Source organism: Pseudomonas sp. EL_65y_Pfl2_R96 (genome assembly GCF_963970905.1).
Classification (GTDB): domain Bacteria; phylum Pseudomonadota; class Gammaproteobacteria; order Pseudomonadales; family Pseudomonadaceae; genus Aquipseudomonas.
In genome coordinates this window covers 43,897-60,163 of sequence record NZ_CAXAQH010000008.1, presented here as the reverse complement: position 1 = coordinate 60,163, position 16,267 = coordinate 43,897, and the positions used below count along the sequence as shown (strand labels likewise).

12 protein-coding genes and 1 pseudogene are annotated in these 16,267 nt (G+C 61.3%); 3 read left to right on the top strand and 10 right to left on the bottom strand.

The window, feature by feature from the left end:
- Positions 1-175: 175 nt before the first annotated feature.
- Positions 176-415, top strand: a pseudogene (locus AACY49_RS11140) (YebG family protein); the annotation flags it as partial.
- A gap of 182 nt (positions 416-597) precedes the next feature.
- On the opposite strand, the gene AACY49_RS11135 reads toward AACY49_RS11140, so the two are convergent.
- The 4 genes from AACY49_RS11135 to AACY49_RS11120 all read right to left on the bottom strand — a co-directional run bounded on the left by AACY49_RS11135 (position 598) and on the right by AACY49_RS11120 (position 4,960).
- The gene (locus AACY49_RS11135) at positions 598-1,707 is read right to left on the bottom strand and encodes a dihydrolipoamide acetyltransferase family protein (protein WP_320392191.1); all 1,110 of its coding nucleotides are present in this window, start codon (positions 1,705-1,707) and stop codon (positions 598-600) included.
- 28 nt (positions 1,708-1,735) lie between these two features.
- Positions 1,736-2,722, bottom strand: coding sequence for an alpha-ketoacid dehydrogenase subunit beta (locus tag AACY49_RS11130; RefSeq protein ID WP_339523693.1), 987 nt, complete (start codon positions 2,720-2,722; stop codon positions 1,736-1,738).
- Complete coding sequence (gene pdhA, locus AACY49_RS11125; RefSeq protein WP_339523692.1) at positions 2,715-3,809, bottom strand: pyruvate dehydrogenase (acetyl-transferring) E1 component subunit alpha; 1,095 nt, start codon at positions 3,807-3,809, stop codon at positions 2,715-2,717. Before pdhA ends, AACY49_RS11130 begins: the two co-directional genes overlap by 8 nt.
- Positions 3,810-3,940: 131 nt before the next feature.
- Positions 3,941-4,960, bottom strand: a complete 1,020-nt coding sequence (locus AACY49_RS11120) for a Leu/Phe/Val dehydrogenase (protein ID WP_258697497.1) — start codon at positions 4,958-4,960, stop codon at positions 3,941-3,943.
- Positions 4,961-5,144: 184 nt separating this feature from the next.
- On the opposite strand from AACY49_RS11120, the gene AACY49_RS11115 reads away from it, so the two are divergent.
- The gene (locus AACY49_RS11115; protein ID WP_258697498.1) at positions 5,145-5,948 is read left to right on the top strand and encodes a SirB1 family protein; all 804 of its coding nucleotides are present in this window, start codon (positions 5,145-5,147) and stop codon (positions 5,946-5,948) included.
- 25 nt (positions 5,949-5,973) lie between these two features.
- On the opposite strand, the gene maiA is transcribed toward AACY49_RS11115, so the two are convergent.
- Genes maiA through hmgA form a run of 3 tightly spaced genes read right to left on the bottom strand, consistent with a single transcriptional unit; the run spans position 5,974 to position 9,237 of the window.
- Positions 5,974-6,609, bottom strand: coding sequence for a maleylacetoacetate isomerase (maiA, locus tag AACY49_RS11110; RefSeq protein WP_339523689.1), 636 nt, complete (start codon positions 6,607-6,609; stop codon positions 5,974-5,976).
- Positions 6,610-6,621: 12 nt separating this feature from the next.
- Positions 6,622-7,929 (bottom strand): fumarylacetoacetase, encoded by a 1,308-nt coding sequence (fahA, locus tag AACY49_RS11105; protein ID WP_339523687.1) that lies wholly within the window; start codon positions 7,927-7,929, stop codon positions 6,622-6,624.
- A gap of 3 nt (positions 7,930-7,932) precedes the next feature.
- Complete coding sequence (gene hmgA, locus AACY49_RS11100) at positions 7,933-9,237, bottom strand: homogentisate 1,2-dioxygenase (RefSeq protein ID WP_339523686.1); 1,305 nt, start codon at positions 9,235-9,237, stop codon at positions 7,933-7,935.
- A gap of 118 nt (positions 9,238-9,355) precedes the next feature.
- On the opposite strand from hmgA, the gene AACY49_RS11095 reads away from it, so the two are divergent.
- Positions 9,356-10,147, top strand: coding sequence for an IclR family transcriptional regulator (locus AACY49_RS11095; RefSeq protein WP_339523684.1), 792 nt, complete (start codon positions 9,356-9,358; stop codon positions 10,145-10,147).
- A gap of 31 nt (positions 10,148-10,178) precedes the next feature.
- On the opposite strand, the gene AACY49_RS11090 is transcribed toward AACY49_RS11095, so the two are convergent.
- The 3 genes from AACY49_RS11090 to AACY49_RS11080 form a co-directional block, all read right to left on the bottom strand.
- The gene (locus AACY49_RS11090) at positions 10,179-12,737 is read right to left on the bottom strand and encodes a LuxR C-terminal-related transcriptional regulator (protein WP_339523682.1); all 2,559 of its coding nucleotides are present in this window, start codon (positions 12,735-12,737) and stop codon (positions 10,179-10,181) included.
- A gap of 139 nt (positions 12,738-12,876) precedes the next feature.
- A complete protein-coding gene (locus AACY49_RS11085; RefSeq protein ID WP_339523680.1) occupies positions 12,877-14,244 on the bottom strand; it encodes a DUF1329 domain-containing protein in 1,368 nt (455 codons plus the stop codon).
- Between the two features lie 23 nt (positions 14,245-14,267).
- Entirely contained in the window at positions 14,268-16,061 is a 1,794-nt protein-coding gene (locus AACY49_RS11080; protein ID WP_339523678.1) for a DUF1302 domain-containing protein, read from the bottom strand.
- Positions 16,062-16,267 lie beyond the last annotated feature (206 nt).

Sequence of the window (16,267 nt, the reverse complement as noted above, 5' to 3'; positions counted from 1 at the left end):
CTTGTCGGAGCGAGCCTGCTCGCGATGGCTGCGCCACGGTTCACCTGACAAACGCCGATTACGGTCTACATTAAAAAGCCACTACCCAAAGCGCAGGGATTCGCTTATCCTTTTCGCTGTATATAGATACAGTAGTCGCAAAGACAACTAAATGTGAAGGCATGTGAGGTGGTGAATGGCCGTCGAAGTGGTATACCGCAGCAGCCGAGATCTGGAGCGCTTGTTCATGGATAAAGCCGAAGCTGACCGTCATGACAAAATGCTCGAACTGGCCGAATTGCTGGCTGAAGTGTTGCAAAAAGCCGTTCCGTCCCTGACCGAACAGCAAGTGGAAGAAGCCGGGATCTACATGGCGAAGAACCGTGATGTGTTCGCCAAGGCATTCAAGAGCCAGCCGGACGCGCTGTCCGAACTGCTGAATGTGCCGGCTGAAGTCGTTGAAAAGGCTGCACCCGTTGAAGTCGCTGCACCTGTTGAAGTGCCGCCCGCTGAGCCGACCAAGCCAGCCAAAGCCGCCAAGACGCCAAAGTAAGCAATGCCCGAATTGAATAGGCCCTGAGTCCAATGGCTCAGGGCCTTTTTCATGCCCGCAAAACGTCAGGCCTCGGGTTGTTCCAGCGCCGTCACCAGAGCCTTGAAGAACCGCGCAGCCTCGCCGCCAGTCACTACACGGTGATCGAAGGTCAGGGACAGCGGCAGGATCGGATGCACCACCACCGCGCCCTCGACCGCCACCGGTTCATCGCGGATCGCCCCGGCGGCGAGGATCGCCACTTGCGGCGGCACCACCACCGGGTTGGCATAGCGGCCGAACAAGGTGCCGAAATTCGACAGGGTCAGCGTCGCGCCCATCATCTCCTTGGGCGGGATCGAGCGCGCCTGCACATCGGCCCGCAGGCGCATCACGCCTTCTTTCAAGTCTGCTGACGTGCGATTGCCGACATCGCGCAACACCGGCACGAACAAACCGTCCGGCGTATCCACAGCAATGCCCAGATCGAGCCGTTGGTGTTGTTTGAGCGACAGGGTTTTGCCATCGAAGGCGCTGTTGAGTACCGGCTCCACCGCACAGGCCGCCGCCATGGCCTTGGCCAGACGAATCAGTGGTTCTCGCGCCAGCCCCCAGCGATGCAGATCGGCATCGCCGAAAATCGTCACCGGCACCACTTCGGCATGGGACCTGGCCATGTTCAGCGCCATGCTGCGTCGCACACCGCGCAGCTTCTCACCGCCGAAGCGCTCACGTTCCGTCTGGGCCGCATTTTCCACATCGCTGCGGGTGATCTGGCCGTCCTGACCGGAGCCGACCAATGCGCTCAGTTCAACGCCAAGCTGCCGAGCCAGTTGACGCACTGCCGGCGTGGCACGGCTGGCCAGGTGTTCGCGGGTCGAAGGCGCGGCGCCGATAAAAAATGCATCCTCCTGATTCGTACCGCCGCCCTCAAGGCGTCCCACCACGGTGCCCGCATCCGCTTCACCTTCGTAACCGAGCAGCGGCTCTCCAACGTGCAGAATGTCGCCCTCGCCGCCGAAGGTTTTCGCCACCACGCCGTCGTAGGGCGCGGGAATGTCCACCAGCGCCTTGGCGGTTTCCACCGACACCAGCAATTGGTCAGCCTTGACGGTATCGCCGACCTTGACGTGCCAGCGGACAATTTCCGCCTCCTGCAAGCCTTCGCCCAGATCCGGCAGTTTGAAATATTTCATCACAACCTCCTTGGCCTCTGGCGTCTCTTCAGGGGTGATGCAGCACGGTGTTGCAGGCGTGCAGAATGTCTTCGACGCTGGGCATGTACAGCGATTCCAGCCGATACAGCGGCGGTGGAATGTCTGGCGCGGTGACTCGCAGGATCGGTGCCTGCAACTCCAGCAACACCCGTTCGTAGAGACTGGCGGCGATTTCCGCGCCGACCCCGCAGGAGCGCGGCGCCTCATGCACAATCACGCAGCGACCGGTCTTGCGCACCGAGGCCTCCATTGTGTCGAGGTCCAGCGGCTTGATACTGGCGACATCGATCACTTCCGCCGAAACGCCCTGTTCAGCCAACACCGTCGCGGCCTGCAGGGTTTCCATCACACTGGCGCCCCAACTGATCAAGGTAAGGTCGCTGCCTTCGCGCAGGGTGAAACAGCTGTCCAGCGGCAGGCGCTTGCCATCATCCAACAGCGGTTGCGGGTTCATTCGATAGAGTCGGGTCGGTTCGAGAAAGATCACCGGATCCGGGTCATCGATGGCCGCAAGCAACAAGCCATAGGCCCGGGCCGGCGAGGACGGGATCACCACCCGCAGCCCCGGAATGTGCGCGAACAGTGCTTCGGTGCTTTCACTGTGGTGCTCCGGCGCGCGAATCCCGGCGCCCATCGGCGAGCGCAGCACCATCGGGCAGGAGATCCGCCCGCGCGTACGATTGCGCATGCGGCTGGCGTGGGACACCAGGTGTTCCATGGTGGCGTAGATGAACCCCATGAACTGGATTTCCACCACTGGTTTCAGGCCTTGGGCCGCCATGCCCACCGCCAGCCCGCCGAGCATGGTTTCGGCCAGCGGCGAGTCGATCACCCGCTTGAAACCAAAACTGTCGCGCAGGCCCAGCGTGGCGCGAAATACCCCACCGTTCACCCCGACGTCTTCACCCAGGACGATGACGTTCTCGTCTTCGCGCATGGCCCGATGCAACGCCAGATTCACTGCTTCCAGCAGCGTCACCTTACCGTTACTCATGGACCGAACCTCCCGTCCGGCGCGCCACTCGTTCGAGGAACTCTTCGCGCTGTTCGGCCAGAGCCTGCGGCCACTGCGCGTAAACATGATCGATCACCGATTCCGGCGCCTGCAAACCCGCCGCGTCAAAATTATCCACAGCACGTTGCACCAGCGCCTGGCATTCGCCGATCAGCGCCTGTTCGCGGCCTTCGTCCCATACACCTTGCCCGGCCATGAACCGTTGCAGGCGTTTGATCGGTTCTTCGAGCCAGGCCTGCTTGACCTCGTCCGCCGAGCGGTAGCGCGTGGCATCGTCGGCCGTGGTGTGATCGCCGAGGCGATAGCTCAGGCATTCGAGCAACATCGGGCCTTTACCATGACGCGCCCGTTCGAGGGCCGCTTGCACGCGGTCATAAACGGCGAGTATGTCGTTGCCGTCGACCTGCTCGCCGTGGAAGCCCGCGCCAATGGCTTTCTGCGCCAAAGTGGGGGCACCGCACTGAATTCGCCGCGGTACCGAAATCGCCCATTGGTTGTTGTTGACTATAAACACCACCGGCAACTGCCAGGCGCCTGCGACATTGAGGGCTTCCAGGAAGTCACCTTTGCTGGTGCCGCCATCGCCGCAGGTGGTGACGGCGACCCGATGCTCACCACGGATTTTAAACGCGCTGGCCACGCCGCAGGCATGCAGAGCCTGAGTAGCGATCGGTACGCAGATCGGGAAATCCTGAGCCACCGCCGGGTCGACAAAGTCGCTGCCACGCTCGTCGCCGCCCCAATACAGCAGGATTTCTTCCATACGCACGCCACGCATCAACTGCACGGCGGTGTCACGGTAATACGGGATCAGCACATCTTCGGCGTGCATCAGGCTGCCGACCGCCACGCCAATGGCTTCCTGGCCCAGGGTCGGCGCATAGGTGCCGATGCGTCCGGTGCGTTGCAGGGCGACAGCTTTCTGATCGAAAAGGCGGGTCAGGACCATCTGCCGATACAGGCGCGTCAGCAGATTGAAATCGTCGGCCCAGGCGGGAAGATCGCCAAGCAACTGGCCATCAGGGGATAAAAAACGGGTATAAGGCAGCTCAACCTTGTGAAGCATCACAGGGCTCCTGGCACGCGGGGTCGGCGTGCAATGATCAGGCCCGACGCTTGTGGCGCAGGGCTTGGGGAGCAAGTGGGCCGGATAGGCGCTCACTCCCTTGTCGATTCATACTTTTCACCCGTACAGCATCACCGGTACAGCACTTTCTCCGCCAACTCATCCGCCACCCGGGCCGGGGAACGTTTTTCTGCCTGGGCATGGGCGAAGACTTCGGTCAGTCGTGAACTGATTTTCGACAGGTGCGCGGTGATGGTTGTCAGCTCTTCCCCGCGGTGCTTGAGCGACACGTAGATCAGCCCGCCGGCATTGATCACGTAATCCGGCGCATACAAAATGCCCCGGCGTTCCAGCTGATCGGCGATTTCCAGATGGATCAACTGGTTGTTGGCCGAACCTGCGACCGCCGCGCAGCGCAATTGCGACACACTATTGCTGTTAAGCACACCACCCAGGCCGCAGGGCGCGAGTATGTCGCACGGTGTGCTGAGCAGCGCATCGTTGGCAATTGGATGAGCGCCCAACTGCTCCATGGCCAGTTGCACCTTGCCATGATCGATGTCGCTGACCAACAACTCGGCCCCAGCCGCGTGCAACTGTTCGGCCAAGGCATAACCGACATTGCCCAGGCCTTGAATGGCGATGCGCAGTCCTTCGAGATTGTCGCTGCCCAAGCGGGCCATCGCGGTGCTGCGGATGCCGGCGAACACGCCCATGGCCGCGTGGGGTGCAGGGTCGCCCGCGGCGGTGGTGCTGGTGACGAATTGCGTCTGCTGGGCGATGCAATCCATGTCCGCCACCGAGGTACCGGCGTCGATGGCGGTGATGTAGCGACCGTCGAGCTCGTTAATGCAGCGCCCGAACGCTTCGAATAGCGCGGCGCGACTCTCCACATGGGCCGGGCGAATAATCACCGCAACGCCACCGCCCTGGGCCAGGCCGGCCAAGGCCGCCTTGTAACTCATGCCTTGGGCGAGGCGCGCAGCATCCTCGATCGCGGATTCATCGCTGGGGTAGGCAAGGTAACGACAACCGCCCAAGGCAGGCCCCAGACGGCTGTTATGGATGGCAATCACCGCCTTCAATCCGGTGACCGGATCGACGCTCAGGTGCAGCGATTCAAGGCGAGTGCTTTGCATGAGAGCGAACATCGTAGGGCTCCCGAATCACTTCTTGTAGTCGCCAGTATAGGCTTGCGCACAAAAATTGCAGAAGCGCGCCGGAATAAGCGGCACCGCTTTCGAAGTTTTCGGACATAACCTGTTACCGCCTGTGTGCGGTACTGGACGAAAGCGTGGGACGGGGCTAAAACGAGGGCATTCCCCGGAGATTTTGATGACCCCGCGCCAACGCTTTTTCGACTGTCTGCAACGATCACCGCCCGCGCTGTTCGAGGCGGCGCTGTGGATTGCCGCCGAACACGATAATGAACTCAATCCCGAGGCGGTACTGGCAGACTTCAAGGACCTGCAACAGCGAGTCAGCTACGGGTTGCCGATGCTGCCGGTAAATGAGTTGGCGCAACCGTTGTTGCGGCGGATGAATGACCTGGGGTTTGCCCAGGACGACTTCACGCCCTTGCGCCCGCAAGTGGCGTTACTCCATAAAGTGCTGGAACGCCGAAGAGGCCAGCCACTGGCACTGGGCCTGATCGCGCTGGAACTGGCCAGAAGGCTGGAGATTCCTATGGTCGGGGTCAACTTCCCCGGGCATTTCCTGCTGCGGGTGCAAGGCGCCGACCACCTGCTCGACCCGTGCGGTGGGCGCCGGCTGTACCCCAACGATTGTCGTGAACTGCTGCAACGCCAGTACGGCCCGAACATGAAGCTCAGCGCCGAGCATTTGCAGACCGCAGAACCTACGCAGATGCTGCAACGGCTGTCACGCAACCTGCGCCAGTTGCACCTCACGAACGATGACTACATCGACGCCCTGGTCGACGCCGAGCGCGTGCTGGAACTGGGCAACGCCAGTGCCTCCGACTACCTGGCCCGGGCCAGCCTCTATCAACGGCTGGACTGCCCGAATGCCGAGCGCTTTGACCTGGAACACGCGCTGCTGCTCTGCGACGACCCGATCCAGCGGATTCGCCTGACCGAACGGCTGGGGCATTTGCCACCCAATTCGGTGGTGCACTGATCCCTTGTGGGAGCGGTGTGAAGCTTCAAGGGATGTCTGGCTGGTTCGCCGGATGCGCCTCGATGAACGCTGGATGCTGCACCGCCAACGCTGCCACTCGACGAATTCGCGGGTAGGCTTGCAGTGAAATATTGAAGCGCTCGGCCGCATACAACTGCGGGATCAAATAGACGTCCGCCAGCCCCGGTTGATCGCCAAAGCAATAACCGCTGTCGCCGATCAATTGCTCCACCGTCGCCAAGCCCTGACTGATCCAGTGACCGATCCACTCAACCACCTGCGGCTCGTCGTGCCCCAACTGCCGCAGCTTATTGAGCACGCTGACGTTGTGCAGCGGGTGAACATCGCAACCGATCACCGCCGCCACGCCACGCTCATGGGCGCGGGCGGCGAGGTCTTTCGAGAGCAACGGCACCTGTGGATAACGTTCCTCCAGATACTCGATGATCGCCGGTGACTGGATCAGCAATTCGCCTTCGTCGGTGCGCAAGGCTGGCACCCGGCCTTGCGGGTTGATGCACAGGTACGTCGGCTGCCGATGTTCGCCACCTTGCGGGGCGATCAGGTTGATCGGCAGCGCCTGGTAATCCAACCCCTTCAGCGCCAGTGCAATGCGCACCCGGAAAGACGAGGTCGAACGGTAGTAAGTATAGAGTTCCATGACCCGATCCTCTTAGCGTGCCGGCAACACTTTGCCACGGCATTCGCCGAAACCGATGGAAGCAAAACCCTCGCGGCTGCAACGCGCCCGCAGGATGATTTCATCGCCATCCTCGAGGAATTTACGCACCTCGCCCGAGGCCAGTTCGATCGGCTTTTTACCGCCCTCGGTGATTTCCAGCAGGCTGCCGAACTGACCGTTTTCAGGGCCGGACAACGTGCCCGAGCCAAACAGATCACCGGCCTGCAACTGACAGCCGTTGACGCTGTGGTGCGCTACCATCTGCGCGACAGTCCAGTACATGTGTTGGGTATTGCTCAGGGTCAGACGATGGGCCGGCAAACTCTGCTCGCGCAGCCCTTCGGTGAGCAGCAGCACTTCCAATTCGATGTCGAAGGCACCGGCGGCCTGATCGCGTTTGTCGAACAGGTACGGCAACGGCTGTGGATCGCCTTCAGGGCGCGCAGGCTGTGCACGACGGAACGGCTCCAGCGCTTCGGCCGTCACCACCCACGGCGAAATGCTGGTGATGAAACTCTTGGACAGGAACGGCCCCAGTGGCTGGTATTCCCAAGCTTGGATATCCCGCGCCGACCAGTCGTTGAGCAGGCAGAAACCGGCGATGTGATCGGCGGCGTCACCGATGGCGATCGAGTCGCCCATGGCGTTGCCCTGACCGATCCAGATACCCAGTTCCAGTTCGTAGTCCAGACGTGCGCACGGGCCAAACGTCGGCTCGGCCTGGCCGGCCGGCAAGGTCTGACCTTTCGGACGCCGCACGTCGGTGCCGGACGGGCGGATGGTCGAGGCGCGGCCGTGGTAACCGATCGGCACGTACTTGTAGTTCGGCAGCAACGGGTTATCCGGGCGGAACAGTTTGCCGACATTCTGCGCGTGCTCGATGCCGACGTAGAAGTCGGTGTAGTCGTTGATCTTTGCCGGCAGGTGCATCTGGCAATCCGCCGCCAGTGGCAGCAGTTTTGCGCCTTGGGCTTCGATCTTGCCGTGCAGGGTGCTGCCTTCCTTGAACAACTCGATCAAGCGTTCACGCAAGGCGACACGTGCCTCGCGCCCCAACTCGAAAAACGCATTCAACTGACCGCCACGGGTGGCTTCGACTGCTGTCCGCGCGGCACCGTCGTCGAACAGCCCGGCATCGAGTGCCGCTCCCAGATCAAAGATATGGTCGCCGATGGCCACGCCACTGCGCGGCGCGGCGCCCTTCACGCTGAACACGCCCAACGGCAGGTTTTGCAGCGGAAAATCCGCGTGGCCGTTGGCGGAGGCAACCCAGCTACGAGTGATGGAAGTCTGAGTCATGGGTTATCTCCGGGTCGGGTCGAAAGTGGCGGGCAGCGTGGCCCAGCAAGCGTCGTAATCGTTTTGCAGTTGCGGGCAATCCAGGGCGAATCGGCTCGGACGCAGCACCTGGCTGGTTTCGAACATGAAAGCCATGGTGTTGTCGATTTTAGCCGGCGCCAGTTCAGCGTTGATCGCCTTGGTGCAGGTCTCGCCGTCGGGGCCGTGAGCGCTCATGCAGCTGTGCAACGAGGTGCCGCCGGGCACGAAACCCTCGGCCTTGGCATCGTAGGCGCCCTGGATCAAGCCCATGTATTCATTCATCAGGTTGCGGTGGAACCACGGTGGGCGGAAGGTTTTCTCGGCCACCATCCAGCGTGGCGGGAAGATCACGAAGTCGAGGTTGGCCAGACCGTGCACGCTGGTCGGCGAGGTCAGGACGGTGAAAATCGATGGGTCAGGGTGGTCGAAACTGACGGTGCCGATGGTGTTGAAGCGGCGCAGGTCATATTTGTACGGCACGTTGTTGCCGTGCCAGGCGACCACGTTCAGCGGCGAATGATCGAGCTCGCAACCCCACAACTGGCCGAGGAATTTCTGCACCAGGGTGGTCGGTTGCTTGAGGTTTTCGTAATGGGCCACCGGGGTCAGGAAGTCCCGCGCATTGGCAAGACCGTTGCTGCCGATGGGGCCCAGATCCGGCAGGCGCAATGGCGCACCGTGGTTCTCGGCGATGTAACCGCGAGCTTGCGGGTCGAGCAGTTCGACGCGGAATTTCAGCCCGCGAGGCAGGACGGCGATTTCCAGTGGTTCCAGTTCCAGCACGCCCAGTTCGGTGGCGATGCGCAGGCGGCCCAGTTCCGGCACCAGCAGCAGTTCGCCGTCGGCGTTGAAGAACACCCGCTCCATGGAACGGTTGGCGCGGTAGCTATAAATGCTGATCCCGGCCGGTTTGTCCGCGCCTGAATTGGCGGCCATGCTCACCAGCCCGTCGATGAAATCGGTGGGCTCGGTCGGAATGTCCAAAGGGTTCCAGCGCAGGCGATTGGGGGTCACTTCACCCAACGGGCCGCCGGCCAGTTGCCGATCCAGTTTGACGAATGCCGGGTGATTGGCCGACGGCTGAATGCGGTACATCCAGGTCCGCCGCGCTTCACTGCGGGGCATGGTAAAGGCCGTGCCGGAGAACAGTTCGGTGTACAGGCCATACGGCGCTTTTTGTGGGGAGTTCTGGCCAACGGGCAGTGCGCCGGGCAACGCTTCGCTGCTGAATTCGTTGCCAAAGCCTGACTGATAAGCCAGCGCTGGCGCCGTTGAATCGAGGTTCATGGAGCCTCCTGAACGGGAAGTTATTTTTATCGTAATTCAATTACGCATAACGTAATTTGATTGGTATTGACCGTCAAGCTATAAAGACGCCCATTCGTCCCGGGATCACACCGCCTCCATGACCAGCGAAAGCAACGGTAAACAGAAAGTCCGCTCGGCCGAGGTCGGCACCGACATCCTCAAGGCGCTCGCCGAGCTGTCGCCCTCCACCTCGTTGTCGCGCCTGGCCGAACACGTGCAGATGCCGGCAAGCAAGGTTCACCGCTATTTACAGGCGCTGATCGCCAGCGGTTTTGCCGAGCAGAACCCCGCCACCAACCATTACGGTCTGGGCCGTGAAGCGTTGCGCGTAGGCCTTGCTGCGCTGAACAGTATGGACGTGCTGAAAGTCGCCGCCCTGCCCCTGGCCGAGTTGCGCGATGAACTGAACGAAACCTGTTTTCTGGCGGTGTGGGGCAATCAGGGTGCAACGGTGGTACACATCGAACCGGCGGTGCGCGCGGTGACGGTGGTGACGCAATTGGGCTCGGTGTTACCGCTGCTCAGCTCCTCCACCGGTCTGGTATTTGGTGCGTTTCTGCCCAAGCGCGAAACCATCGATTTACGCGAGCAGGAACTGCAAATCGGCACCGCTCATGCCTTGGCCGACGATCAGGCCTACGCGATGTTGTGCGAACAAATCCGCGAACGCGGCCTGCATCATGTGCATGGCTTATTGATGCCGGGAGTGGATGCATTATCGGCCCCGGTGTTTAACGCAGTCGGTCAAGTGGCGGCAGTGATGACCATCGTCGGCCCGACCTCATTGTTCCACGCCGACGAAAACGGCCCGGCGGCGCAACAATTGCTGGCGGCAACCCGAGCCGTGAGCTGGCGGATGGGTTATCAGAGCGAAGACGCCAGTCGTTAATGCGATTGACGTCGATACCACGTTTTACACGTTACTCCCACAATCCCAACAGCTTGGCTTTGGCTACCGCCTGGGTTCTGCGCTCGACGCCCAACTTTCCATGGATGCGTCGGGCATGGGTTTTCACTGTATGCAATGAAATGAACAATGTATCGGCAATCTGCTGATTGGAATTACCCAGGGCAATCAACTTCAGCACTTCCAGCTCACGCTGGCTGAGTGGATTGGACTGTTGCGGGGTTACATCACTTCCAGCGGGCGATCCCGACGCAGTCAATGCCTCGAGCAATGGTGCCTGACGCAGACGTAACTCGTGCAACACCTGATGCCCCTGAAAACGCGCGACCATGCGCAAGCCTTCGCGCAGTGCCTCAATGGCCTGCAGGGTGTCGCCACTCAGCCATAACACCTCCGCCACGACCAACTGCAGTTCGGTATCGAGCGCATGCATCCCGCGTTCCCGGGCATGCGCCAACAGAGACTGAAGGGAGGCCAGCGCCAGGGCATTGGCCGGTCCGCTCTGAACCTCGGCCAATATCAACAAGTACTCGATCCGCGGAATCAACTCCAGTGTCGCCGGTGGTGCTTGCCGCGCCCCAGGTCCACGATAGTGTTTGAGCACTCGGCCCAATGCCTCATGCGCCAATTCCGGGCGGCCTTGTTGCAACCAGAAATGGCTACTGACTTGCAGCAGAACGCTACGGTAGACGGTGTCGGGAATGTGCCGCTGTTGCATCAAACGCTCAGCGTCGCGCAACCGGACAAACGCCTGGGCGTAATCGCCCTTGTTTGCAGCCAGTTGCGCCTGACCGAGAAACCCATACAGCACCCGCTTGTCGTGGTTGCGCAAGCAATCGTCCAGGCCTGCCTGAAAGAACTCGGCAGCGCGCTCGTCTGCGCCCAGGCACAGGGCCAGCCGCCCACGACGCAACGCAATTCGTCCCAGCAAGGGTGCAGGTAGATCCGATCGCTGACGAAGCAACTCATCGATATTGCAGAGCAGACTTTCAGCACGCGTCGCCGCGCCCCGTTGTTCCAGCAATTGCGCATGATCGAGTTCCATCAGGCCCTCAAACACCAGCGAACCTTGCGCCCGCGCCAGGCACAACGCCTCGCGGTTATGGGCTTGCGCTACGTCGAGTTCGCCCCTTAGCAGGGCCTGTTGCGTCAGACCGGACAAACACATCAGCCGCGCCGTCCAGCATTCGGGATCGAGTGCGCTCAACGCGTCAAGAAAGTGCGCGCGCGAAGTCTCCATGCCCCCCTGCAAATGCAGTAACCAACCCTGCAGGGACTGCCAGCGTGCGATCAATTGACACTGAAGCACTGCCGAGGGTTGGGGCGTGAAATGCGCCAAACGAGCGATGCAGGCGCTCGCCTGTTCGAAACGTCCGGCGAACAACAGCGCGGCCGTAATCAATCCGACCAACTGCGGACTGCCCAGCGTCAGCTCCTCGCCTTGCTGCTCATGCAAACGCAACAGCAGCACCACCGTCTGCTCCTCGAACAACTGCTCGAAGCTGAAGTGCTGCAACAGGCTGACTGCCACTTCGTACTCCTCGGCGAGCAAGGCCTGTTCGAAGGCCAACTTCCAGTCCTGTTCGGCACAGAACCACTGGCAGGCACGCCGATGCCAGGAGCGTCCCGCCGGCCATTGCTCATCGCGCAACAACTGGGTGAAGGGGGTGAAAATCTGTAGCCAGTCGGTGGAGTCGCGCCAGGGTTCGATAAAACAGCCCAGTGCCTGCAAGGTCCTCAGGTACTGCGCGCCCTCCCCGGCCCCAAACAGGTGGTCGCACAGCCGGGCATTGAAGCGCGGCAAATGGGCCAGCACGCGCCAGGCCTCGCTCAACTCAGGCGTCAGTGAGCTGAATAATTCGTGCTCCAGATAATCGAGCAAGGTCTTCGTCCGCCCCTGGGGGTTGTCCTGACGCGACCAATCGCATTTTTGCAGCAGCGCTATCCGCACGCCGGCACACCAGCCACCGGTGCGCTGCAAAATATTTCCGGCCACCTTGTCGGCCTGTACCGAAGGCAGGTGAAACAAAAACTGTGCAATCTCTCCCTGCGTGAGCGCCAGCGTCGCGCCTTCGCACTCATATAACTCGTCATCGAGCAGCAACCTTGGCCAGTTGCAGGGCGGCCGACGGCGGCCCCCCAGCCACCAGGTCAGCATCGGACTGCTGATCGCCAGCATGCGATCCAGTAGCTGATCCAGTTCCGGGTTCGGGAGACGGCAGTAGTCATCGAGAAACAGCCAGGTCGGTGTCTGCAACCGCGCCAGACAACCAAGCAACTGGGCTTCGTCCGTCGAAGCCAACCCCAACGTCCCTGCCAGGCGATGACGAAAATCCGCCGCGCTCGACGCCACGCCAGACAACGGCAACCAATGCACCCGGCATTGGGTTGGCGCCTGCAACAGGCATTCGGCGAGCAGCGCAGTCTTGCCGCTGCCGGCGGGCGCGCAGAGCAATTTCACCCGTGCCGTGGAGGCCAGTAACGGCTCGATCAAGCGAGCCCGTGACAGGTGATGGGAGGAAAGTCTGGGCAAGAATCCGGGGCGATCCAGACATGCAGTCATGGCGGTCATCGGGTGAGCCTTTTTATAGTTGTGAGATCACCCTAGCCCTCTCCAGCCAGCTTGTTGACGAGTATTCAGCGCGCTGATTGGCAGCTATAAAAAAGGCGACCGTGTGGTCGCCTTTCGCTCAGCCAATGTATCAAAACCCTTACCGAACACCCTCGGCGCGCAGGGCCGACGGGGTGTAGTCGGCAGACTTGGCGTCGAAGCCGAATTCGAAACTGTGCTTCTCTTCGTTCTTCATTCCCAGGGCAATGTATCGGCCAGCAATGATGTCGTAGAGCGCCTCGAGGGTGTAGGCCGGAGTCTGGTGATCGTAGTAGTACTGGGCGTGACCTTCGGCCACTCGCCACAGTTGGCCACGACCGTCGTAGTGATCCACCAGCGCCACTTGCCAGCTGTCTTCGTCGAGGTACATGTGGCGTTTGGCGTAGATATGCCGCTCGCTCGGCTTGACCGTGCCGACCACTTCCCAGACCCGGTGCAACTCGTAGCGGGTCAGGTCCTGGTTGATGTGTCCGGCCTTTACCACGTCATCGTACTTGAGGCTCGGCGAGTCGAGTTTGTAGCTGTTGTAGGGGATGTACATTTCCTTTTTGCCGATCAGTTTCCAGTCGTAGCGATCCGGCGCGCCGGAAAACATGTCGAAGTTGTCCGACGTGCGCAAGCCGTCAGCGGCGGTGCCCGGCCCGTCGTAAGCCACTTGCGGCGCACGACGCACACGGCGTTGACCGGCATTGTAGATCCACGCCAGACGCGGCTCTTTCACCTGGTCGAGGGTTTCGTGTACCAGCAGTACGTTACCCGCCAGCCGCGCCGGAGCGGTCACCGACTGTTTGAAGAAGGTCAGTACGTTGGCGGCTTTGTCCGGGTCCAGTTCCTTCATCAGTTGCGGTACGGCGATCTCTTCCTCGAAGCGGATCGGCGTGTAGCTGCCGTTGGTTTGCGGGGTCACCTGGGTGATGATGCGTCGCAGGTTGCCGCCGTGGTAGCGCGTGATGTGGTTCCACAGCACCTCGACGCCATTCTTCGGAATCGGGAACGCGTAGTAGCGGATACCGGTGAAATTGGCCAGGCCGTTACCGTCGTTGATGCTGGTCACGTTCAGCGCACTGCGCTTGGCCGACTCGTAGATTTCCGGCGGTACGGCCACGGTACGGTGGGTCGGATAGACCGGGATCCTGTAGGTTTCCGGGTAGCGTTTGAACATCGCCACCTGACCGTCCGAGAGCTTGTCCTTGTACTTGTCGACGGTCGCGGCGGTGATGGTGAACAGCGGTTTTTCACTGGCGAACGGGTCGGCCAGAAAGCCTTTGCTGTCGACAGCGCCGGCGTTTTTCGGGATGCCACCGGTCCACGCCGGGATCGAGCCATCGGCGTTACCGGCCTTCTCGGCGCCCAGCGGAGTGAGCGTGGTGCCGAGCTTGTTGGCTTCTTGCGGCGAGACCGCAGCCATTACGTTAGCGGCCAACAGACTCAGGGCCAGGGCGCCGCATTGCAGAATCATCTTGCGCATTTAAATCATCCTTCTCAGCCAGATCAGAAGTTCACGCCGAAGCTCAAGGCCACGAAGTCGCGGTCAGTCAGGGTGTTGTAGTCCCCGCCAAAAAAGTCGGTGTAACTCAAGCTCGCGGTATAAGTGTTGCGGTAGTCGGCATCGACACCGACGCTGACCGCCTTGGCGCCTTCGTTGAACAGCCCGTTGGGGCCGTAGCCGGCGACGTCATGGGACCAGGACAGGTTGGGTTTGAGGTTGATCCCGCCGATCACGTTGGCGTAATCGAGGATCGCCCGGGCACGGTAGCCCCAGGAGGTCGAGGTGACGAAGCCGTCGGTATCGCCGCCAAAACCGTACTGGCCGTAGACCGAGTCACGGCCGTAACGCAGCTTGGTCTTCGACTCCAGACCACCGACCCGCACCACCGCCGCTTCACCGACCAGGGTCAGGCGTTCGGCGCCCAGCACTTGATCGAAGAAGTGCGTCAGGGTGCTTTGCACCTGAGTCACTTCCTTGCGGCGGTAACCGGTGTTGTTGGCACCTGCCGTGGTGGCGATAGGCGATGCGGCGCCGCCGGCGATCGGGTTAAGCAATGCCAGGGTCAGGTCGTTGGTGTTGACCTGCACCGGAGCGTTGGGCCGGTAGCTGATTTCGCCAGTCCACGCCGTACCGGTGGGCAGGGTGGTGGAGAAACTCGCACCGTACAGGCGAATGTCTTCCGGGTATTCGAGGTAGTACTGGCCGCGCCCGAGCATCACGCTTTGGGCCAGACCCGAACCGCTGCCCGGCGCCAGACGGTTGGCGGTGCTGACCATGCCCGGCAGGCTGGCCAGTGTCGACAGCCCGGCGGTGGTGGTGCCGACGGTCGGTGTGCGACTGTGGTAGTTCATGAAGTAGAGGCCATATTCGGTGTCGTCACCGAGCCAGCGCAAGGCCGTGCCCCATTGCCCCGAGTCCCGTGCATCACGGTCGCCACCACGGGGCACGATCACACCCTCACGGGTGACCTGGATAGGTTGGCCAAAGGCTGCCGCCAGCGGCGCCAACGGGGCGATCGCCGGGCTGCCGACGGTGTAACCGGTGGTGCAACCATCCGCCGCCACGTCACCGCCGAAGAAGGTGCCGCAATTGTCGAGAACCGTCTGATCCCACTCCAGTTGGTAGAAACCTTCCACCGTGAGTTGATCGGTCAAGCCCTGGGAAGCGAACAGCATGTTGACCGGAATCAGACCTTCCTTGATCTCCGCGCCAGGACGCCGGAACGCGGAAACGTCGATCGGGTTGATGCTGTTGATCGAGTTGCCGATGAAAGTACTTTCACCCCAACTGACCACCTGCTTGCCGGCGCGCACGGTGCCCGGCAGATCGGCAATCGAATAGTTGTGATAGATGAACGCATCGAGGATCTGCGCGCCCGAAGACTTGGCGCCCTCCTTGCGACCGCTGTCGCTGATCTGTTTGAACTCGCGGTCTTCGTCCTTGAGCTCGAAGTCGTACCAGTACTTGCCACGGACAAACACACCCGTGTCGCCGTACTTCAATTCGAGGTCGTGGATGCCTTTGAAGATCTTGGAAAAGGTCTCGCCTTTCTTGAAGTTCAGGCGTCCGTCATCACCGGTCGAAGACTGGCCGGTGCCGCCGTTGACGGTGCCCACCAGCGACTTGTCGGCGTCGCGCATGCCCCAGCTCGCGCCGACGGACAGCGAGGAATCGAACTGCCCCTCGATTTCGCCGATGTTGAATGAAACCGCCTGCGCCTGGGCACAGCAACCCAAGGCCACCGCAGCGGCCAGCGCCTGCGGTTTGAAGATGGCGCGCATTGTTGTTTTTGTCATGCGTCTTCCCCGGTGAGTGACAGAAGGCCCCACCCTACTGCCGCTGGCTGGGAGCGATAAGCGCACCAAGGAGGTATTCGTGGTGTACCTCTAAAGGATGAATGCCCGCATGGGATGGCGGTTTGCGCGGGGTATGGATGAGCTGGATGGGGGGTTATCAATGCAGCGCATGGGACTGGGTGAAGCCGGGGGGTGTAGCTGCTGCC

Coding starts and splice junctions, on each gene's coding strand:
- AACY49_RS11090 (WP_339523682.1), bottom strand. CDS start 12,737: ATGACCGCCATGACTGCATGTCTGGATCGCCCCGGATTCTTGCCCAGA.
- pdhA (WP_339523692.1), bottom strand. CDS start 3,809: ATGCTTCACAAGGTTGAGCTGCCTTATACCCGTTTTTTATCCCCTGAT.
- AACY49_RS11080 (WP_339523678.1), bottom strand. CDS start 16,061: ATGACAAAAACAACAATGCGCGCCATCTTCAAACCGCAGGCGCTGGCC.
- AACY49_RS11120 (WP_258697497.1), bottom strand. CDS start 4,960: ATGTTCGCTCTCATGCAAAGCACTCGCCTTGAATCGCTGCACCTGAGC.
- AACY49_RS11135 (WP_320392191.1), bottom strand. CDS start 1,707: ATGAAATATTTCAAACTGCCGGATCTGGGCGAAGGCTTGCAGGAGGCG.
- hmgA (WP_339523686.1), bottom strand. CDS start 9,237: ATGAACCTCGATTCAACGGCGCCAGCGCTGGCTTATCAGTCAGGCTTT.
- AACY49_RS11130 (WP_339523693.1), bottom strand. CDS start 2,722: ATGAGTAACGGTAAGGTGACGCTGCTGGAAGCAGTGAATCTGGCGTTG.
- AACY49_RS11115 (WP_258697498.1), top strand. CDS start 5,145: ATGACCCCGCGCCAACGCTTTTTCGACTGTCTGCAACGATCACCGCCC.
- AACY49_RS11085 (WP_339523680.1), bottom strand. CDS start 14,244: ATGCGCAAGATGATTCTGCAATGCGGCGCCCTGGCCCTGAGTCTGTTG.
- AACY49_RS11095 (WP_339523684.1), top strand. CDS start 9,356: ATGACCAGCGAAAGCAACGGTAAACAGAAAGTCCGCTCGGCCGAGGTC.
- fahA (WP_339523687.1), bottom strand. CDS start 7,929: ATGACTCAGACTTCCATCACTCGTAGCTGGGTTGCCTCCGCCAACGGC.
- maiA (WP_339523689.1), bottom strand. CDS start 6,609: ATGGAACTCTATACTTACTACCGTTCGACCTCGTCTTTCCGGGTGCGC.